Raw genomic sequence first — 20,447 nt, forward strand, 5'->3', positions numbered from 1 at the left:
TCAGCCTCCCGGCCTGACCGGTGCGGCCACGGTACCGACGCCCTCGGCCGAGTTGTCAAGCGCTGCGATGAAGTCGTCGATCAGCCGGTTCTGCGTGGCGCTGCTCTCCAGCTGGAATCCGACGATCTTCGAGGCCAGATCGACCGCGATCTCACCGACCTCCCGGCGGACCTGGGCGACGATCTGCGCCCGGTCGGCCGCGAGCTGGGCGTCCGCCCGGGCCTTGATCTCGGCGATCTCGCGCTGCGCCGCGGCGCGGAGTTCCTCGGTGATCTGCCGGCCCTCGCTGTGCGCCTCCTCGCGGATGCGCGCGGCCTCGGTCCGAGCCTCGGCCAGCTGGGCGCGGTACTGCTCCAGCAGGGCCTGCGCCTCGCGTTGCGCCGCCTCGGCGCGGGCGAGCCCGCCCTCGATCCGCTCGGTGCGCTGCGCGTAGGTCCTGGCGATCTGCGGCCTGATCTTCCAGAAGAAGAAGGCCACGAGCAAGGCGAACGACAACGTTCCGATGAGCAGTTCACTCAGCGGCGGGATCAGAACGTTCTCGTCGGAGTGCCCGCTCTCGGCGGCGGCGATAAGGATGGATGTCGCGCTCATGATTGCCCCGCCGGTTTACGGGAAGACGAAGGGAACGACGAAGCCGATGAGCGCGAGGGCTTCGGCGAGGGCGAAGCCGATGAGCATGTACCGGAAGGCGACCTGCTCGGCCTCGGGCTGGCGGGCGATCGCCTGGACGCCCAGGCCGAAGATGAGACCGATACCGATACCGGGACCGATGGCGGCGAGGCCGTAGGCGACGGCGCCCAGGCTTCCGCTCACAGCGTCCTTGGCGGCGAGAATGTCTGCCATTGCGGTGCTTTTCCTATTCAGTCGGGCACCGGGACTCGCCGGTGCTGGAAGGGTGTGTCGGGAATCTAGGCCCGGGCCGATACCGGCACGCCCGCCGGAGCAGGCGAGGCGAGTTCCTCGGACGGAGCTACCTCGTGCTCTCCGTGCACCATCGCACCGCCGATGTAGGCGGCTGTGAGGATCGTGATGATGTACGCCTGGAGAGCGTCGATGACAAGCTCGAACGCCGTGAGGATGATCGCCACCAGCAGTGAGGCGGCGCCGAACACATAGGGGGGCTTGGGCAGCAGGTAGTCCGCGCCCAGCGAGAAGACCAGCAGCAGGATGTGCCCGGCGAACATGTTCGCGAAGAGCCGGACCGCCAGCGTGAAGGGCCGAACGATCAAGGTCGAGAGAATCTCGATCGGCGCCAGGAGCACGCGGATCCACAGCGGCGCGGTGGGAGCCGGGTCAATCATCTCCTTGAAGTACGGACCGGCGCCGTTGGCCTTGATGCCCGCGTAGTTGAACAACACGTACGTGACGAGCGCCAGAACCATCGGGACGGCGATGCGCGAGGTCGCCGGGAACTGGGCCCCGGGCACCACCGCGAGCACGTTGCAGATCAACACGAAGCTGAACAGGACGAGCAGGTAGGGCGTGTACCTCGTGCCCTTCTCGCCGATGACACCCCGGGCGATCTGCAGATCGATGAAGTCGTAGGCCGACTCGCACAGGTTCTGGAGGCCGCGAGGTATGATTTTAGCTCGGCGGAATCCCAACCAGAAGATCACACCGACAAACAGTGCAGCAAAGATCGTGAGCGCGGTGGCCTTGTTGAGGTAGAGATTGACCGAGCCGATCCCGACATCGAACCAGTGCGGAGTCTGGAAGACCTCCTTGGTGGGGCCTTCGANGCCCTCGTCGGCGAGGACCGGCACGACAAACACCTCCATGATCGATTAGGTAGCGCGTTCACGGCCCGGCAAGGTTGCCGTGCTCGGCGGCAGATTGCCTCCACCCTACCGGGTTCGCACGACACGCTCACACCGAAGAACGACCCGTCGCCAACCGGGTACAGCGCTCCGAAGGACACCTCGACAAGCCCAGGCCCTGATGGGTGTCGGCAGGCCGACGTCCTGTTGCCCGCGATACTATCCACACCGGCACCCCACAAGCACGGACTCGCTTCGACGTTCGCGCTGGTTCATCCGCGCGTTGTCTATGGGTTTCACTCCGTTGCTACCCATTCCACACAGCGCGACGAGTTGATGACACGCGGCTTCCAGCTGCACCCATCTCCCGCCGTCGGCTACGCCCAGTAGCGTCACAACGTCTGCCAGATGAGCACAATTCGGCTCTCCCTTCCCCGTCTCGGCGACCTGGGTCCACTCTGACCGGAATCGGTTGCGCCGTCGATGACCTTCGAGGTCATCGACGGCGAGGACCGGCCCGATTCAATGGAACAGCCGGGGCGGTCGGTACAGCCAGGTCCAGCAGGACGGAACTACCAGGACAAGCGGGACAGAACGGTCAGGCCGAACGAACTGGGCGAACAGGACCAACGGAGCGTATTTCGCCAAGACCGCCGAGCTGGCCGGAAGCCTGGCTATCCGCCCTCTCACCGGGTAAGTCGATAGATCACGAGGTACATCGCGGCGGCGAGGCCGACGGTCAGTCCGATCGGCAGGAACAGCACGTGAAAGCCGAGAAGGCGATCCGCTCCAAAACCGACCAGTCCCCAGAAGAGCATTCCGGCGATCAACGTGCCGAAGACGTTCCACGCCTCGCCGGGACCGTTTCCCCCCGAGGTCATCAGACCGGCGGACGGCGCGAGGCGTCCCACGCGCCGGGACGCTCCGGGTCGTAGAAGGGCATCCGGGTGTGGGTCGCGACCCAGAGCTCGGCACCCATCCACCCGAAGACCCCGGCGAAAATCGACCAGGCGAAGGCCGGCAGGTCAAGGGCCTCCGTGTCCTGGATCACCACGAGCAGGACACCCAGCAGTGCTACCTTCGCCGCGTAGGTGCCGAGGGCCGCCGGCAGGAGCAGATGCGGCGCCCGGCGCGCGACGGCCCCGACCGCCACCTTGCTGATGCCGAAGAACGCCATGACGATCATCAGGCCGACCGCGGCGCTCAGGGCGCCCGNCCCGCCGCGCAGGACCGCCGCGAGCCCCACCGCCGGGACCGCCAGCACCCCGGTCAGCGCCGCTCCCAGCCGGATCACCCGGGCCGCCGGCACGATCATGCGCGCCGCGCCGATCGCTGGGTCCTGATCAGCAGCGCGATCAGGGCCGCGAGGCCCACTCCGACGGTGGCGACCAGGATCGGCAACGGGGAGTTGGAGAACGACGCGGCGACACCTCCGAACCCGACCAGAGCCGCCCAGAAATACATGAAGAGAACCGCCCTCACGTGCGAATTACCGATTTCCAGCATGCGGTGGTGGAGATGCATCTTGTCCGCCGCGAACGGCGAGCGCCCCGCCCTCGTCCGCCGGACGACCGCGAGCCCGAGATCGAGAAACGGAACGGCGAGCACGGCCAGGGGTATCGCCAACGGGATCAGCGACGGGTACGACCGTGAGGGTCCAGCGTAACCCCCGTAGGCCACCTGACCGGTCACGGAGATCATCGATGCGGCCGACAGCAGGCCTATGAGCATCGAGCCCGAGTCCCCCATGAACAGCCGGGCCGGATNGAAATTGTGCGGCAGGAACCCGATGCAGACCCCGGCGGTCACGGCGGCCAGGAGCGCCGCCGGGGAGGCCCGGTAGAAGCCGTTGATCACTGCGATCTGATAGGCGAAGTAGAAGGTCGCGCCGGCGGCGATCGCCGCGACGCCCGCCGCGAGGCCGTCCAGGCCGTCGATGAAGTTCATCGCGTTGATAAGCACCACCGTGGCGAGGATGGACAGCGGGACCGCGGTCTCCGGTCCCAGGCTCAGCGTCGTCTCGCTGTCCCGATTGATCGCAAACGTCCATTGGACGCCGAGGAGCACCATGATGCCGGCCGTGGCGACCTGCCCGGCCAGTTTGGTCAGGGAGTCCAGTTCCCATCGGTCGTCGGCGACGCCGAGCAGGCAGATCAAGGTGCCGGCGACGAGCACCGCCCGGATCTCCGACCAGTCCTGGGAGACCACCGAGAGGAACGGCAGGCGGTCCGCCACCCCGAACCCGGCGTAGAGCCCGGCAAGCATGGCCAGGCCCCCCAGCCGGGGCGTCGGGGTGGAGTGGACGTCGCGGGCACGTACCCCGGCGACGGCACCGATGCGCATGGCGAAGACGCGTGCCACCGGCGTGGCGAGAAAGGTCACCGCCGCCGAGACCACGAAGACGAGCAGGTACTCGCGCACCGTCGGGCATCTCCCGCCTGCCGGACCCGGATCCGGCTACTGCCGCCTACTGCCGCCTACTGCCGCGGCCGTGCGGAACCGCCTGATCCCCTACCGCGGATCGACCCCTACCGCGGATAGGCCGGATGCCGGGCGACGAGCGCGGACACCGCCGCAGCGACGTCGGCGGCGGCTTCCGGCTCACGCACCGCGTGGGCGATCAGCCCCGCGATCTCCTTCATCTCCCCCTCGCCCATCCCCTGGGTGGTGACCGCCGGGGTTCCCACCCGGATGCCGGAGGAGATCGCGGGCGGCTGCGGGTCATAGGGAATGGCGTTCTTGTTCAGGGTGATGCCGGCCGCGTCGCAACGCGCCTCGGCTTCCTTGCCGCTGACCCCGAGTTCCCGCAGGTCGAGCAGGGCGAGATGGGTGTCGGTGCCACCGGCGACGGGCCGGATGCCCTCGGCGGCAAGCTCGTCGGCGAGCCGCTGCGCGTTGGCCACCACCTGGCGAGCGTACTGCGCGTAAGCGGGCGAGGCCGCCTCCCGCAACGCGACGGCCTTCGCCGCGACCGCGTGCATCAGCGGGCCACCCTGGCTGAACGGGAACACGGCCTTGTCGATGCGGGAAGCCAGCTCCTCACGCGCGAGGATCATGCCCCCTCGCGGGCCGCGCAACACCTTGTGGGTGGTGAAGCTGACAACGTCGGCGTAGGGAACGGGGCTCGGGATCGCGCCCCCGGCGACCAGACCGATGAAGTGCGCCGCGTCCACCATCAGCCACGAACCGACCTCGTCGGCGATCGAGCGGAACGCGGCGAAGTCGATCAGACGTGGGTAGGCCGTCGCCCCACAGATGATCATCTTGGGCCGGTGCTGGCGGGCGAGCTCCCGCACCTGGTCGTAGTCGATCAGCTCGGTGTCCTCCCGCACGCCGTAGGCCACCACGTTGAACCACTTACCGGAGAAGCTCACCTTGCTGCCGTGGGTGAGGTGACCGCCATGCGGCAACGACATCGCCAGGACCGTGTCACCTGGCGTGAGTAGCGCCGCGTACACGGCGAAGTTCGCCGACGAGCCCGAATGCGGTTGCAGGTTGGCGTGCTCCGCGCCGAAGAGCTGCTTCGCCCGGGCGATGCCGATCTCCTCGGCCCGGTCGACCACCTGGCAACCGCCGTAGTAACGCCGACCCGGATACCCTTCGGCATACTTGTTCGACAACGTCGAGCCCAGCGCCGCCAGCACCGCCGGGGACGTGAAGTTCTCGCTCGCGATGAGTTGCAGGCCGCCGCGCAGCCGGTCCAGCTCATCGAGGACCACCTCCGCGATCTGCGGATCCGTCGCGCTCAGCTGGTCGAAGTCCGGGCCCCAGAACGGGGTGCTCATGACGTTTCTAACCTCCTGCGTTAGAACGGCGACCGCGCTGGAACGGCGACCGCGCCACAACCGGCAACCGCGCCACAACCGGCAGCCGATGACCGGTGCCGCCGCGCGGGCGACCCGGTCACCCCATGCTCCTCTGGCCCGGGAACACCATCCACCCGGATCTACCCGAAGCCACCCGCTGTGACCATCGCCCCGCGACCCGGTTCAGGATCGTACGGGACTCTCCCGCCGGGACGATCAGCGGCGTCATGCCCACCCCACCCCGGCCCGGACCGTATCCCGGCCCGGACCGTCCGGACCGGCTCCGGCACGCGGGGTCGCCTGCGAGCTACGGGCTCATCGGTTCACGGGCTCATCGGTTCACGGGCTCCCGGATCAGCGGCAGCACCGCACGCAGCGCGGTGAGGCCAATCGCGCCGCTGCGCAGTACAACGGGCACCTCCCCGGTGCAGTCGACGATGGTCGAGGGGACGGCGGCCGGGCACGGTCCCCCGTCGAGATAGACATCCGCGGCACCGCCGAGCTGGTGCAGCGCCTCGTCGATCGTCGTCGCCGGAGGCTGGCCACTGATGTTCGCGCTGGAGACGGCCATCGGCCCGGTCCGACCCAGCAGCTCGATCGCCACCGGGTGCAGGGGCATGCGCACCGCCACCGTGCCCCGGCTCTCCCCGAGATCCCAGCGCAGCGACGGGGTGTGCCGGGCCACCAGCGTCAGCCCGCCCGGCCAGAATGCGGTGATCAACTCCCGGACCTGGGGGGTCATCCGCTCGATCAGCCCGTCGAGGGTGCGCCAGGAGCCGACCAGGACCGGAACCGGCATGTTCCGGCCACGCCCCTTTGCCGCCAGCAGCGAGGCCACCGCGTCCCGATCGAAGGCGTCGGCGCCCAGCCCGTAGAGCGTGTCGGTGGGGAGCACAACCAGCCCGCCCCGGGCGACGGTGCTGACCGCCGCGTCGAGACCGCGGGCCCGCTCCCGTTCGTCAGAGCAGTCGAAACGTTCCATTGCCCGTCCTCTTCTCAAGGATCAGGGTTCGTCCTCAGGATCGGGGCTCACGGGACGCCCCGCGCCGGCCGGCGACGAACCGGTCCCGGCCGGCCAGGTCCCGATAATCCGCCACGTGCGACCAGCGACCGTCGGCGCGAANCAGCTCGGGCGCCGACACCCCGTGGCCGTCGGCGTGTTCGATGACGAGGAGACCGCCTGGCCGCAGGAGCCGCGCAGCCACCCCGACAACCGTACGCACCACGTCGAGCCCGTCGGGCCCCCCCCACAGGGCGCGGGCCGGATCATGCTCGCCCACCTCGGGCTCCACCGTGTGGCGGTCGGCGTCGGGGAGGTACGGCGGATTGCTGATGATCAGGTCGACCGTCCCGGCGAGTCGGGNGAGCGACTCGGGCAGCGCCGCGGCGATGTCGGCTGCGTGCGCCGTCACGGGAAGACCGGTGCCGGCGATGTTGCGTCGCAGCCAGACCACCGCCGCCGGGTCGACCTCCACGGCGTGCACCGTCGCGCCGGGCAGCTCCGCCGCCAGGGACAGCGCGATCGCCCCCGAGCCCGCGCACAGATCGACGCACAACGGTCCCGGCCGCCGGGCCCCGGCGGAGCCGGTGAGCTCTGTAAGCGCCCATTCGACGACGGACTCCGTCTCGGGCCTCGGGATGAAGACCCCGGGGCCGACGGTGAGATCGAGGTGGCGGAAGCCGGCGACACCGGTCAGGTGCTGCAGCGGCACCCGCTGCGCGCGCCTGGCCACAAGCTCGTCCAGCCGCCGCGCCGCCGCCGCCGTGACGTCGTCGAGCAGTGCCAGCCGGCCGCGGGGCACCGCGAGCACGAAGGCGGCGAGCTGCTCGGCGTCGGCGCGGGGGCTCGCCACCCCGGCCGCACGCAACCGGTCGGTCGCCGCCGCCAACCACGCGCCCAGCGGTGTCAGGTCGGCCGCGTGGCGCACCGGGCTCAGGGGATCCGTGGAGCCCGGATGCGGGGACGCACCCCGGCCCGGCTGCTCCTGCTCCGTGCCCCGTGAGCGCCCCTGCGCGGCCGGCGGGCCGGTCATGACGCCTGAGCCGCCAGCCGCGCGTCGAGGTCCGCGGCGGCCAGCGCGTCGAGGACCTCGTCGAGCTCCCCGTCGAGCACCTGGTCGAGGTTGTGTGCCTTGTAGCCGACCCGATGGTCGCTGATCCGGTTCTCGGCGAAGTTGTAGGTCCGGACCCGCTCCGACCGGTCCACCGTGCGGACCTGGCTGGCACGCGCCAGCGACGCCTCCGACTCGGCCTTCTCCCGGGCCGCCCCGAGCAGACGGGCCCGCAGGATCCGCAGCGCGGACTCCTTGTTCTGTAGCTGGCTCTTCTCGTTCTGANAGGAGACCACCACACCGGTCGGGATATGGGTGATCCGGACCGCGGAGTCCGTGGTGTTGACACTCTGCCCACCGGGGCCGGACGAGCGGAACACGTCGATGCGCAGGTCGTTCGGGTCGATCTCGACATCAACCTCCTCGGCCTCCGGAAGCACCAGGACCCCGGCCGCCGAGGTGTGGATACGTCCGGCGGACTCGGTGACGGGCACCCGCTGGACGCGGTGCACCCCGCCCTCGAAGCGCAGCCGGCCATAGACACCGTCCCCGGGGCCCGCGGGTCCCNGGGCCTTCNCCGCCACGCTGACATCACGGTAACCGCCGAGGTCGGAGGGGTTGGCGTCGAGGATCTCGGTCTTCCAGCCGCGCCGTTCGGCATAGCGCAGATACATCCGGAGCAGGTCTCCGGCGAACAGCGCCGATTCTTCGCCACCGGCGCCGGCCTTGACCTCGAGGATGGCGTCCCGGGCGTCGTCGGGGTCGATCGGGACGAGGTAGGCCCGCAGTCGGTCGTTGAGCCGGGCCAGCTCCTCGCCGAGATCCTGGACCTCGTCCCGGAACGACGGGTCCAGCAGCGCGAGCTCGCGGGCGGCAGCGAGGTCTCCCTCCACCCGGTCGAGCTCGCGCGCAAGATCCACGACCGGGGCGAGCTGCGCGTAGCGACGGCTCAGGGCGCGCGCCTTCGCGGGGTCGTTGTGCACCGCCGGGTCGGCGAGCTGCCCCTCGATCTCGGCGTGCTCGGCGATCAGGCCGTCGAGCGGGGACGTCATCGTGGTTCCTTCGCACGTCATGGTCCTGGAACGCGTCACGGTTCCGGGAGGGGGTCGGTGGGACGGGTATCGTCCGTCCCAGACGCGAACGGCGCCCGTCCGGAGTCCGGACGGGCGCCGCGGCCGAGCTACTTCGCGCCGCCGACCTTCTCGCCGGGGCGCCGCCGGCCGAACCGGCGCTCGAACTTCTCGACCCGGCCGCCGACATCGAGGATCTTCTGCTTGCCGGTGTAGAACGGGTGGCACTGCGAGCAGACCTCGGCGTTGACGACGCCGTTCTCCTTGGTGCTGCGGGTGGTGAAGGTGTTCCCGCAGGTACAGGTGACCGTCGTCTCGTGGTAGGTCGGGTGGACGTCAGGCTTCATGATCCCTCTTTCAAAGTGGCCGCCGGGTCGTCGTCTCGCGTGGACGACGTGAACCGGAGCCGGTCTGCTGCCAGTCTGCCAGAGGCCGGATGCACCGACCGCCAGCCGATGCAAGGGTCCCCACACTGCGGCGAAGCCCCCCGACGACCCCCCAGCAAGATCGCCGAAGGCGATCGCGCGGAAACCCCGAACGGCGCCCTGGGCCAGGGGTCCCCACACTGCGGCGAAGCCGCCGTGTGGGGGAAGGCTAATCCTGAGGCGGTGCGGTCTTGGCGATCTGCATCAGGAACTCGTAATTCGTCCTGGTCTGCTTGAGCCGATCGAGCAGGAGCTCGAGGGCCTGCTGGGTCTCCCTGGTATGGAGCACGCGACGCAGCTTGTGCATGATCACGAGCTCGTCCGGGGCAAGCAGGATCTCCTCCTTGCGGGTACCGGAGGCGTCGACATCCACCGCGGGGAAGATCCGCTTGTCGGCAATCTTGCGATCGAGCTTGAGCTCGGCGTTGCCGGTTCCCTTGAACTCCTCAAAGATCACGGTGTCCATCGTCGAACCGGTCTCCACCAGCGCCGTCGCAATGATCGTCAGAGACCCGCCGTTCTCGATGTTGCGGGCCGCGCCGAGGAACCGCTTCGGCGGGTAGAGCGCCGTCGAGTCGACACCGCCGGACAGGATACGACCGGAGGCCGGGGCCGCCAGGTTGTAGGCACGGCCCAACCGGGTGATCGAGTCGAGCAGCACGACGACGTCGTGGCCCAACTCGACCAGACGCTTGGCCCGCTCGATGGACAGCTCGGCGACATTGGTGTGGTCGGCCGGTGGACGGTCGAAGGTGGACGCGATGACCTCGCCCTTGACCGACCGCTGCATATCGGTGACCTCCTCCGGCCGCTCATCGATGAGCACGACCATGAGGTGGACTTCCGGGTTATTCGTCGTGATCGCGTTCGCGATGGACTGCAGCACCATCGTCTTACCCGCCTTGGGCGGGCTGACGATCAGGGCCCGCTGCCCCTTGCCGATCGGCATCACGAGGTCGATGACCCGCGTGGTCAGCATGTGGGGCTCGGTCTCCAGCCGCAGCCGCTCCTGGGGGTAGAGCGGAGTCAGCTTGGTGAACTCCGGCCGGCCGCGTGCCTCCTCGGGCTCCATCCCGTTGATGGTGTCGAGCCGGACCAGCGCGTTGTACTTGTCCCGGCGCTGCTCGCCCTCTTGCGGGGCGCGGACGACACCGGTGATGGCGTCACCGCGGCGNAGCCCGTTGCGACGCACCTGGGCGAGGCTGACATAGACGTCGGTCGGGCCGGTCAGGTACCCGCTGGTCCGCACGAAGGCGTAGTTATCCAGAACGTCGAGAATGCCGGCGACGGGGACCAGGACGTCGTCCTCGCGCAGGACCGGCTCGTTCTCGCTCGGGCCGGCCTGCCCGCCGCGACCGCGGTTACGACCGCGTTCCCGGAAGCGGCCCCGCCGGCCACGGGCGGCGAAGTCGTCCTCGCCTTGCCCCCCTTGCCCTCCCTGCCCGGGCCGGTCGCCGCCGGAACGCTCTGCCCCGGACCGGTCACCCTGCTGGGTGCGATCCACGCGGCTGGGACGATCAGCGGACTGACGGTCCGTACCGGAGCGACGGTCCGCGCCCTGGCGGTCCGCCGTGGCACGCTCGCCGCCGGCCTCACCGCCCTGACGGTCACTCGCGCTCACCCGGCCGTTGTCGGCGGAACGATCCCGGCGGTCCTCCCGACTCCGGGGACCGGCATCGGTCTGGCGGTGGGACGCGGCGGCCGGCGGAGCCGACGCGGGCGCCCCGGTCGGCTGGGCGGACACGGTCGGCTGGGCCGAAGCCACGGCGGAGGCGGCCGATCCGGCCCGGGCGTCCACAACCGATCCGGCCCGGGTCTCCACGACCGTGTCCCCAGCCGCCGTTTCGGGCAGGGTCGGCTGCTCGGCGGCGGGGCTCGCCGCCGCCCGAGAGGCTCCACGGCGGGAACGGGNGCGGGNAGCGGNGCCGTCCGAGCCGGCAGCCTGCCGGGACACCCGCGGCGCGGGGGATGTCTCGCTCGCGGCCGGAACCGGTCCGGCGGGCGAGGCCGGCCCCGACTCCGCCGGGGGCGGCGGTGCAAGGGCCGTGGAGGCCGTGGAGGCTGCGGAGGCCGAAGAAGTCGCTGGGGCCGCCGCGACGGGCGTCACGGCCGCGGACTCGTTGTTCTGCACGTTCTGGATCGCGGCGATGAGCTGGCCCTTGCGCAGCCGGCCCACGCCCTGGATCCCCAGGGACGAGGCCATGGCCTGCAGCTCGGGGAGCAGCATCGCGGACAGACCGGTGCCCTGCCGGCGGCGTCGGGTCACGGCCGCACCTTCTCCGGCCGGAGAAGGTGCGGCGAGAGCGGTCCGGGTGATACGGCCTGCGCGCGAGTCACCGTTCCCGGTGGACTCAGCCGAGATGGCGTCTGCGGACGAGGTGCTCGCCGCCGGGTCACTCTCCCGGGGCGATGCAGGCGTCACGGGCGGCGCAGGCGTCACGGGCGGCGCAGACTCACGTGCGCTCTGCGGCAGCACGTTGGTGGTGTCGCTCAAGGTTTTCCTTCCCTGAAGGAACTGGCTCCTGGTGAGCCGGGCGTTGCTTGTGGACCTTCTTCGCCTGCACACATGCCGGATGAAGGGGTATACAGCACCGAATGGGCGAGCATCGCGCCCGTGTACGGCGCCAGCGGCCGACTGCCGCGAGCGAACTCGCCGATCCCGCCTGGGAGTGCCGGTGTGGAGCCGAGGCAACGACGACGAAGCTTATACACCGGAGTCCCGAACCATGTTCCACCTGGCGAGACCAGAGCGGCATGGCGGGAGCGAGCACGCGCCGCGGTGGCAGCGGGTGCAGTCACCAGACTATCCAGCGGCAGACGCCTCGGCAACAACCTTGAGACGTCAGGACTTCCCGATGTGACACACAACCGCGCATCGGGAGCTCACAGCGCCAGCCGTCGCAGCGGATCCCACCGCGGGCAACGGGGTCATGGCGCTGCGGATCGACATCGGATGACGCGTGCACCGTGTCTGTCCACCGGCAGCGGGGCGACGGAGAACCCGGCACCCGCCACGTCCACCGCCGCCGCGGCCTGTTCACCACCGACGGCGAGGGCGATGACGGATGGCCCCGAACCGGACAGGGCCGCCGCGATCCCCCCGCCGCGCAGCCGACCGACGAGGTCCGCCGACGCCGGGACGCCGGGGAACCGGTAGGGCTGATGCACCAGATCCTCGGTGGCACGCAGGAGTGCCTCGGCACGTCGGGACGGCTGCCCGGCGGCCGGCTCGGCGGCCGACATCGTCAACGCCAGCAGCGCGGCCCGACCGAGGTTGCGGGCGGCGTCGGCGAACGGAACGCCGCTCGGCAGCGCCCCGCGCGACTGCTCGGTCGACTGCCGTATCGCGGGGATGAAGATCACGGGTCTCAGCTCGGCGAAGGGATCGACGCGCAGGGACCGGGCACCGTCGCCGTCCTGCCACGCAACGGTGAAGCCCCCGCTCAGCGCCGCGGCGACGTTGTCCGGGTGCCCCTCGATGGCGCTGGCGAGCCGCAGCATGCCCGCGGGCCCGAAGAAGCCGGCTCCGGACGCCGCTCTGGACACCGGGTCCGGCTCGGGTGCGTCATCGGGCGCGGACACGGAGTCCGCGCCGGCGTCAAAGGCGGTATCGGCGTCAAAGGCGGCATNGGCGTCAAAGGCGGCATCGGTCTCGAAGGCGGGCCCGAGGTCCGGCTGCGCGAGCGCGGCGGCGGCGACGACCCCGGCGACGATCGCCGCGGCCGATGATCCCAGCCCGCGGCCGTGCGGGATCCGGTTGACGCAGTGCAACGCGAGACCGGGCTGCGCCCGGCCGAGGGTGTCGAAGGTCGCCCGGATCGCCCGGACCACGAGGTGCGTCTCGTCCCGGGCGACGACGTCCGTGCCGACGACGTCAACGGTGAGACCGGATCGGGTCGTCTCGACATCGACCTCGTCGTACAGGCCCAATGCCAGGCCGAACGTGTCAAAGCCGGGGCCGAGATTCGCGCTGGTCGCCGGCACCCGGACCCGGACCCGCCGCGACACGCCGTCGGCGGCGGTGACCGGCCCGGACCGGCCGACCCGCTCGGCGAAGGCCGCCGTCCCGCCTGGGCGCGGGGAGGACCGAGTGGTCACGAGCGCTGCAGCCCCAGCGCCTCGGCGGCGCCCGCGACGGTCGGGCGGATCGTTTCCGGCCGGGCCGCGCCGCTGATCGCCCAGTCGGGGTCCTTGAGCCCGTTGCCCGTGACGGTGCACACGACCTGCTCGCCGGGTTCAATCCGGCCGGCCGCCCGTGCCTTCAGCAGGCCCGCGACGCTGGCGGCGCTGGAAGGCTCCACGAAGACGCCCTCCCTGCGGGCCAGCAGGCGGTAGGCGGCGAGGATCTCCCGGTCGTTCACGGCGTCGATCAGACCACCGGAGGCCTCTCTCGCCTCGACAGCGAGATCCCACGACGCCGGGTTGCCGATGCGGATCGCCGTGGCGATCGTCTGCGGCGAGGTCACCACCTCGCCCCGCACGATGGGCGCGGCACCCGCTGCCTGGAAACCGCACATCCGCGGGCGGCCGCTGGCGATCCGGTTGTTCTCCTCGAGGTAGCCCCGCCAGTAAGCGGTGATGTTGCCGGCGTTGCCGACCGGCAGGCAGTGGACGTCCGGGGCCCGGCCGAGCGCCTCCACGATCTCGAAGGACGCCGTCTTCTGCCCCTCGAGACGGAAGGGGTTCACCGAGTTGACCAGGGTCACCGGCGAGGTGTCGGCGAGTTCGCGCGCCACCCGCAGGCAGTCGTCGAAGGAGCCGTCGAGCTGCAGCAGCCGGGCCCCGTGGACAAGCGCCTGGGCGAGCTTGCCCAGGGCAATTTTTCCGCTGGGCACCAGCACCGCGCAGGTGATGCCGGCGCGGGCCGCGTAGGCGGCGGCCGACGCCGAGGTGTTGCCGGTGGACGCGCAGATGACAGCCTGGGAACCGGCGCCGACAGCCCGGCTGATGGCCACCGTCATCCCGCGGTCCTTGAAGGAGCCAGTCGGATTCGCCCCTTCGATTTTGAGATGAACCTCACATTCGGTGAGGTCGGAGAGGTGTGCCGCGGGCAGCAGGGGCGTCCCACCCTCACGCAACGTGATGACGGGCGTGTCGTGTGCGATCGGCAGACGGTCCCGGTACTCCTCGATGATTCCCTGCCACGGCCGGTGCGGCCGATCGGGCGCCGCGGACAGCACCGGCACGGCCGGCTCGTCCGCGAGCGGTGTGGATGACGTCGTGGTCACGGCTCACCTCCCTCAACCCGCATCACGCCGGACACCGCCCGGACACCGGCGAGGCCGCGGAGCTCCTCGACGGTGGCGGACAGTGCCGCGTCCGGGGCGGCATGCGTCACCAGGACGAGGCTCGCGTCGTCGCCGCGGCCGTCCTGACGAACGCTCCTGATAGACACATCGTGACGCGCGAACGCCCCAGCGACCGTCGCGAGCACGCCGGTCTTGTCGGTGACGTCGAGATTCACGTGATACCTCGTCACGGTACGGCCCATCGGCAGCACAGGCAGCGCGGCGTAGGACGATTCACCAGGGCCGCGACGGCCAGCGATACGGTTGCGCGCGACCGCGACCACATCCCCGAGCACCGCCGAGGCGGTCGGCGCCCCGCCGGCGCCCTGGCCGTAGAACATCAGCTGGCCCGCCGCCTCGGACTCGACGAACACCGCGTTGAAGGCCTCCCGCACCCCGGCCAGCGGGTGGGTGCGCGGGATCATCGCCGGGTGGACCCGCACGCTGATCCCCTCGGTCTCGGCCGAGCGTTCCGCCACCACGAGCGCCTTCACAGTGCAACCGAGCTCCCGGGCGCTGGCGATGTCGGCGGTGGTGACCTCACCGATGCCGACCCGGTAGACGTCGTCGATCGTTACCCGGGAGTGGAAGGCCAGCTGGGCCATGATGGCCGCCTTCGCGGCCGCGTCGAACCCATCGATGTCGGCGGAGGGATCGGCCTCGGCGTATCCGAGCGCCCCGGCCTCGGCGAGTGCCTCGGTGAACGACGCGCNGATCTCGTCCATCCGGGTCAGCACGAAGTTGGTCGTCCCGTTGACAATGCCGAGCACCCGGTGCACACGATCCCCGGCCATGCTCTCACGCAGCGGGCGGATCAGCGGGATGGCCCCGGCCACGGCGGCCTCGTAGTAGAGATCGGTGCCGGCCGCGGCGGCCGCGTCGTGCAGCGTCGCGCCGTCCGAGGCCAACNGGGCCTTGTTCGCGGTGACCACCGACTTACCCCCCCGCAGGGCGGACAGCAGCCAGGAGCGGGCCGGCTCGATGCCGCCGACAAGCTCGATCACGATGTCGACGTCGTCCCGGGCGACGAGGCCCGCCGCATCCCCGGTGAACAGCGCCGGATCCACGTCGAGGGCGCGGGCGCGGCCCGGCCTGCGCACCGCGATCCCGGCGAGCTCCAGGGGAGCCCCGACCCGGGCGGCGAGATCGGCGGCGTTGGCCTGCAACAGCCGGACGGTCTCGCTGCCGACGACCCCACAGCCGAGCAACGCGATCCTCACCGCGCCACCTCCGGGGAGGCCGGGTCGGCGCCCGGCTCGACCTTCACGCCCGGATCGACCTTCACGCCCGGATCGACCTTCACGCCCGGATCGACGTCCAGGCGCAGCAGGTCGTCCTCGGTCTCCCGCCGGACGATGATCCGGGCCGCGCCGTCGCGCACGGCGATCACCGGTGGCCGCGCCACGTGGTTGTAGTTGCTGGCCATCGACCGGTGGTAGGCGCCGCTGGCGGGAATGGCCAGCAGGTCACCGGGCCGGACGTCGTCGGGCAGCGGCACGTCGTGGGCGACGACGTCCCCGGACTCGCAGTGCCGGCCGACGATCGTGACGACGTGCGTCGTGGCCAAACCGGTCCGGGAGACCAGCCGGGCGGTGTAGCGGGCGTCGTAGAGCGCCGTGCGGATGTTGTCGCTCATGCCGCCGTCCACGCTGACGAAGGTGCGCAGCCCGGGCAGCTCCTTGACAGTGCCGACCTCGTAGAGGGTCACCGTCGTCGATCCGACGATGGCCCGTCCCGGTTCCACCGCGAGGCGCGGGACGGTCAGGCCCGCGGCGGCGCACTCCTTGCCGACCACGGCGGTCAGCCGCTCGGCGACGTCNGTGACCTCCAGCGGGGCGTCCTCGCCGGTGTAGGCGATGCCGAGGCCACCGCCGAGGTCGAGCTCGGGCAGTTCGAGGTCGTGGGTGTCGCGGATGCGCGCGAGCAGGCCCACCAGGCGGTGCGCCGCCAGGCCGAACCCGGCCGTGTCGAAGATCTGCGAGCCGATGTGCGCGTGCAGGCCGACGAGTTCGAGGGAGCCGGCGGCCGCGAGCACGCGTTCCACCGCCTCGGCCGCCGACCCGCCGGCCAGCGAGAACCCGAACTTCTGGTCCTCCTGCCCGGTGGAGACGTAGTGATGTGTGTGCGCCTCCACGCCCGGGGTGACGCGGATCAGCACGCGCTGGCGCACGCCCGCCTCGGCGGCGACGGCTGCCAGGCGGGTGATCTCGGCGAAGGAGTCGACGACGATCCGCCCGACGCCATAGCCGACGGCTGCCCGCAGTTCCGCGACGGACTTGTTGTTGCCGTGGAAGAGCAGTCGATCCGCCGGGAAGCCGACCGAGCGGGCCACCGCGAGCTCCCCGCCCGTACAGACGTCGAGATTCAGACCCCCCTCATCCACCCAGCGAGCGATCGTGCGGCACAAAAAGGCCTTGCCCGCGTAGTAGACGTCACATTCGGCGAACGCCCGCCGCCAAGCCGCGCACCGGGCCCGGAAGTCGGCCTCATCGAGAACGAAGGCCGGCGTGCCGAACTCGGCGGCCAGCTCGTTAACCCGGATCCCACCGATTCGCAGCACACCGTCGGCGTCCAGCCGGGCCGTGGCCGGCCACAGATTCTCCTCCAACGGCTTCTCCTCCAACGGCACCACCGCCGGGCTGTCGATCTCGCTCATCTCGCCTCTGCCTGCCTCATGCCGCCTGGCCTGCCTCATGCCGCCTGTTTCACGCTTTCCAACCGGCTCGTTCCCGAACCCGCCAGGATGCCCGGACGCCCGGACCGACCGCTCGTCACATCCGCTCGGGGGCGCTGACCCCGAGCAGTCCCAGGCCGTTCGCGAACACCACCCGGGTCGCTGCCACGAGCAGCAGCCGCGCGCCGGTGGCCGGACCGGGCTCGGCGTCGCCCTGCGGAAGCACCCGGCAGGAGTCGTAGAACCGGTAGTAGACCCCGGCAAGTTCCTCGAGATAGCGGGCGAGCCGATGGGGGCCACGCAGCCTCGCGGCGGACTCGATCACTCGGGGGAACTCGCCGAGCGCGCGCAGCAGCTCACCCTCCCGCGGCTGGGTCAGCAGGGCGACGTCGACCGGCTCGGTCGCGGCCGTGAGGCCCAGGGAGCCGGCGTCGCGCAGCAGCGAGCTGATCCGCGCGTGGGCATACTGCACGTAGAAGACCGGGTTGTCACTGGTCTGGCGGGCCATCAGGTCCAGATCCAGATCGAGCGCCGAATCCGGCGAAGACCGGACCAGCCAGTACCGCGCCGCGTCGGCCCCGACCGCGTCGACCAGGTCGTCCAGGGCCTGCTCGGACGCCCCGCGGTCGTAGTAGTACTCCGTGCCCACGTGGTACTCCGTGCCCACCTCGAACCCGGCCGCGGGCAGGATGCGCCCCAGGGCGTCCCCGACGGCCGCCCGGCGCGCCGAGGCCAGCGTCACCGGGCCGGTCGGGTTCGCGCTGACGAACTCCAGGTTGACCCGGACACCTCGTGGCCTGACCGCCCGGCCGTACCGGTCACCGGCCGACACCACCGTGCGGGCGATCTCTCCGAGGGCGGCGTCGGCCAGCCGGAAGTTGAGGAACCCCGGGCCGGCGACGTCCACGGCNGCGAGCTCGCTGTCGGTAGCGAGCCGCCGGGCCAACGTCTCCGCGACGGCGCGCGGCGGACGACGGGCAGCCCTGGCAAGCTGGAGCGCGACCGGGGAGGCGTAGTCCCCGTGCTCGGGCGTCTTCGGCCGCTCCACCGTGACGGCGGTCGGCACAGTCACGTCCAAGTCGCCGTCCGCGACCGCGCGGCCGATGGCCGTCACGATGGCGTCAGCGAGATCGGCGGGGGNCATGACGGCGNTGTTATCGGCGCCGGGTCAGACCGGCTGGCCGGCAGCCAGCCGCTGGACCACACCGATGAGTTCGTCCGGGTCGAACGGCTTGGTCAGGTAGTAGTCCACCCCGACCCGCATCCCACGCTTGACGTCGGCCTCCTGGGCCCGGGCGGTCAGCATAATCATTTTGATGGCGGCGGTGTCCGGCTCCTCCCGCAGCCGGGCGGCCACGTCCCAGCCGTTCATCCTCGGCATCATGATGTCCAACGTGATCACCTGTGGGGCGATCTCGCGCACCATCTCCAGGCAGTCCACGCCGTCTACGGCGGTATGGACCTCAAAGCCCTCCAACTCAAGGTTGACGACCACGAGCTGACGTATCACCGCGTCGTCGTCGACGACGAGGACTCGGGGGGTGGCAGGGTACACACCGGAAGCTTACGGCGACCCGGATTCCCGATCCGGCGTTCCGTCCTGGTAACGTATGCCGCGTTGACCCGGGGCCCCCGTAGCTCAGGGGATAGAGCACCGCCCTCCGGAGGCGGGTGCGCAGGTTCGAATCCTGCCGGGGGCACGTACAGCATCCACGCGGCGACGAGTTCGCGGGATCGCTGCACGTGGGGCAGCGCCGACTCGGCCCGGCCGATCTGACGGATGACCAGGATCGATCACGCTGCCTCCTCATCCGATGTGTTGTCCGATGTGTCGCCATCAGCTGCCCCTTCCCCGGCAGCCCAGATCAGAAGATCGTGGGTGGCGTCCGCCAACCCCACCCACGGCCCATATCCACCATCGGACAGCAACCCGAGGGTGAGGCCGTTGAGCTTGCAGGGGCCGTCCTCGGGGTCGAAGGCTGGGCGTCTAGGAGTTCTGTGTGGCACGCAGTGCGTATTGCACCGGGACGGGCTGGCCGGTGAGGATCAGCCGCCAGCGGCCGTCCTGCCCGCACCTCATCTGGTCTGAGCGTCCTTCCGGGCCGTCGGAGTCGAGGTATTCGGTAAGCGCGTCCACGTGCAGTCCAGCGGTAGCCGCCGCGGTCACGATCTCGCCCAGGCCGTGGGGATACTGCACGGTCTCCGTGGTCGTCAGCTGGGTGGCACTGCCCGCGTAGAAGCTGGCGGATCGGATGTGGTGAGCGGTGCTGCCCTGGTACGGAAAACCGAACCTGACAGGGTCGACGGTGTCGATCATCTGGGTGAGCGGGTGCCCGTCCACCAGCACCAGGACGCCGCCGGGACGCAGCGCCGTGGCCGCCGCGGTCATCCACGCCGTCACGTCGGCGATCCAGGGCAGCACACCGTAGGAGGCGAACACGACGTCGAACGCGCCGGCCAGGTCCGCCGGCAGCCGCTGGGCGTCCGCCTGGACGAACCGCGCGTCGATTCCCGCCGCGGTGGCCAGCGAGCGGGCTCGTTCCACCGCGACGGGGGAGAAGTCCAGGCCGGTGACCTGCGCGCCGAGCCGGGCCCACGACAGCGTCCCCAACCCGAAATGGCACTGCACATGTAGGAGATCGAGGCCCGAGACGGACCCGACGGCCGCGACCATCTCCTCCCGCTCCCGCCCACTCAGCATGATCTGCCCGGCGAGAAAACCCTCGACGTCGTAGTAGTCGTCCTGCCCGTGCAGGCGCGCCAGCTCATCCCAGCGCGCCCGGTTCAACTCCGTCGCGTCATCCACGAAGCAGACAGCGTAGTGCGGCACATGCCATACGTCCGGGATGCGGGCCCGTGCCGCCGCACCCGAGCCAGCGGGAACGGGCCGTGCCACGGAGTGTGACTACCGACTGCGATCACCCACATGCATCCGACCATCGGGCACTGGCCGCAAGATCATGTCACTTTGACCCGGGAATGCTGTAGTGAGCACGCTCCGGATCACCGCATGCCCTAGGGTCGGGTGGCCCAGGGGAATTGCACCCCTGGGCTCCAACAGAACGGAGCGTGACAGTCTCCCGTCACTCCGCTCTTGTCATCCTCATCGCCAGGCGTTGGACGTCCATGCCCAGTGGGCGAAGAGCCCGGGGCGTTGGCGGGTGATGCGTTGCCAGCAGGCCAGGGCCTTATGGAACGGTCTCAGCCGTTTGTACTTCTTGCGGAGCCAACGCACCAGGTAGGCGTTGATGCGCTGTAGGAGGGGAAGCAGCGCGGAGCGGTAGAACGCCCCGTAGTACTGCGCCCAGCCGCGCACGATCGGGTTGATCTTTCGTGCCAGCTCGTCGAGGGTGTGGCCGGTCCGCAGGTGTAGCCG

The 20,447-nt window shown here is 70.5% G+C and carries 20 protein-coding genes and 1 tRNA gene; 1 reads left to right on the top strand and 20 read right to left on the bottom strand.

The features are described from left to right. From CED_RS16520 to CED_RS16605, 18 genes are all read right to left on the bottom strand, one after another. Positions 1 to 591: a F0F1 ATP synthase subunit B gene (locus tag CED_RS16520; RefSeq protein ID WP_011438087.1), complete on the bottom strand. Its 591-nt coding sequence runs from the start codon at positions 589 to 591 to the stop codon at positions 1 to 3. Positions 592 to 606: 15 nt separating this feature from the next. Then, a complete protein-coding gene (locus tag CED_RS16525) occupies positions 607 to 843 on the bottom strand; it encodes an ATP synthase subunit C (RefSeq protein WP_011438088.1) in 237 nt (78 codons plus the stop codon). Between the two features lie 65 nt (positions 844 to 908). Then, entirely contained in the window at positions 909 to 1,778 is an 870-nt protein-coding gene (atpB, locus tag CED_RS16530) for a F0F1 ATP synthase subunit A (protein WP_035912072.1), read from the bottom strand. Positions 1,779 to 2,443: 665 nt separating this feature from the next. Continuing rightward, on the bottom strand, positions 2,444 to 2,638 hold the full coding sequence (locus CED_RS23840) for a hypothetical protein (protein ID WP_023841093.1): 195 nt from the start codon (positions 2,636 to 2,638) through the stop codon (positions 2,444 to 2,446). Then, entirely contained in the window at positions 2,638 to 3,072 is a 435-nt protein-coding gene (locus tag CED_RS16540) for a hypothetical protein (protein WP_035912075.1), read from the bottom strand. Before CED_RS16540 ends, CED_RS23840 begins: the two co-directional genes overlap by 1 nt. Beyond that, positions 3,069 to 4,178 carry an MraY family glycosyltransferase gene (locus CED_RS16545; RefSeq protein WP_035912079.1) on the bottom strand — a complete coding sequence of 370 codons (1,110 nt, stop codon included), beginning with the start codon at positions 4,176 to 4,178 and terminating at the stop codon, positions 3,069 to 3,071. Before CED_RS16545 ends, CED_RS16540 begins: the two co-directional genes overlap by 4 nt. Positions 4,179 to 4,285: 107 nt before the next feature. Beyond that, complete coding sequence (glyA, locus tag CED_RS16550; protein WP_011438093.1) at positions 4,286 to 5,542, bottom strand: serine hydroxymethyltransferase; 1,257 nt, start codon at positions 5,540 to 5,542, stop codon at positions 4,286 to 4,288. Between the two features lie 352 nt (positions 5,543 to 5,894). After that, entirely contained in the window at positions 5,895 to 6,545 is a 651-nt protein-coding gene (locus CED_RS16555) for an L-threonylcarbamoyladenylate synthase (RefSeq protein ID WP_011438094.1), read from the bottom strand. A 34-nt stretch (positions 6,546 to 6,579) separates the two neighbouring features. Then, positions 6,580 to 7,596, bottom strand: a complete 1,017-nt coding sequence (gene prmC / locus CED_RS16560) for a peptide chain release factor N(5)-glutamine methyltransferase (RefSeq protein WP_084680834.1) — start codon at positions 7,594 to 7,596, stop codon at positions 6,580 to 6,582. Next, complete coding sequence (gene prfA / locus CED_RS16565; RefSeq protein ID WP_035912082.1) at positions 7,593 to 8,666, bottom strand: peptide chain release factor 1; 1,074 nt, start codon at positions 8,664 to 8,666, stop codon at positions 7,593 to 7,595. The genes prmC and prfA overlap by 4 nt, the downstream gene beginning before the upstream one ends. A gap of 128 nt (positions 8,667 to 8,794) precedes the next feature. Beyond that, complete coding sequence (gene rpmE, locus CED_RS16570; protein ID WP_011438097.1) at positions 8,795 to 9,031, bottom strand: 50S ribosomal protein L31; 237 nt, start codon at positions 9,029 to 9,031, stop codon at positions 8,795 to 8,797. Between the two features lie 247 nt (positions 9,032 to 9,278). After that, positions 9,279 to 11,603 (bottom strand): transcription termination factor Rho, encoded by a 2,325-nt coding sequence (gene rho / locus CED_RS16575; protein WP_035912083.1) that lies wholly within the window; start codon positions 11,601 to 11,603, stop codon positions 9,279 to 9,281. Between the two features lie 434 nt (positions 11,604 to 12,037). After that, positions 12,038 to 13,207, bottom strand: coding sequence for a homoserine kinase (locus CED_RS16580; RefSeq protein ID WP_051868871.1), 1,170 nt, complete (start codon positions 13,205 to 13,207; stop codon positions 12,038 to 12,040). Next, the gene (gene thrC, locus CED_RS16585) at positions 13,204 to 14,337 is read right to left on the bottom strand and encodes a threonine synthase (protein ID WP_011438100.1); all 1,134 of its coding nucleotides are present in this window, start codon (positions 14,335 to 14,337) and stop codon (positions 13,204 to 13,206) included. Before thrC ends, CED_RS16580 begins: the two co-directional genes overlap by 4 nt. Next, on the bottom strand, positions 14,334 to 15,617 hold the full coding sequence (locus CED_RS16590) for a homoserine dehydrogenase (RefSeq protein ID WP_035912085.1): 1,284 nt from the start codon (positions 15,615 to 15,617) through the stop codon (positions 14,334 to 14,336). The genes thrC and CED_RS16590 overlap by 4 nt, the downstream gene beginning before the upstream one ends. Next, positions 15,614 to 17,053 carry a diaminopimelate decarboxylase gene (lysA, locus tag CED_RS16595; protein WP_023841091.1) on the bottom strand — a complete coding sequence of 480 codons (1,440 nt, stop codon included), beginning with the start codon at positions 17,051 to 17,053 and terminating at the stop codon, positions 15,614 to 15,616. The genes CED_RS16590 and lysA overlap by 4 nt, the downstream gene beginning before the upstream one ends. Before the next feature lie 115 nt (positions 17,054 to 17,168). Beyond that, positions 17,169 to 18,215, bottom strand: coding sequence for a DALR anticodon-binding domain-containing protein (locus tag CED_RS16600; protein WP_035732861.1), 1,047 nt, complete (start codon positions 18,213 to 18,215; stop codon positions 17,169 to 17,171). A gap of 24 nt (positions 18,216 to 18,239) precedes the next feature. Then, entirely contained in the window at positions 18,240 to 18,626 is a 387-nt protein-coding gene (locus CED_RS16605; protein WP_011438104.1) for a response regulator transcription factor, read from the bottom strand. Between the two features lie 73 nt (positions 18,627 to 18,699). Between CED_RS16605 and CED_RS16610 the strand changes: the two genes are divergently transcribed. Further along, positions 18,700 to 18,771: transfer RNA gene (locus CED_RS16610), tRNA-Arg, on the top strand. Positions 18,772 to 19,058: 287 nt separating this feature from the next. Here the strand turns inward: CED_RS16610 and CED_RS16615 are convergent. Both CED_RS16615 and CED_RS16620 read right to left on the bottom strand, forming a co-directional pair. Next, positions 19,059 to 19,901: a class I SAM-dependent methyltransferase gene (locus CED_RS16615; protein ID WP_108913732.1), complete on the bottom strand. Its 843-nt coding sequence runs from the start codon at positions 19,899 to 19,901 to the stop codon at positions 19,059 to 19,061. A 273-nt stretch (positions 19,902 to 20,174) separates the two neighbouring features. Next, positions 20,175 to 20,447, bottom strand: a 273-nt coding sequence (locus CED_RS16620; protein WP_304413284.1) for a group II intron maturase-specific domain-containing protein, incomplete at its 5' end; no start/stop codon positions are given.

This window comes from Frankia sp. CeD (assembly GCF_000732115.1).
Taxonomy (GTDB): domain Bacteria; phylum Actinomycetota; class Actinomycetes; order Frankiales; family Frankiaceae; genus Frankia; species Frankia casuarinae.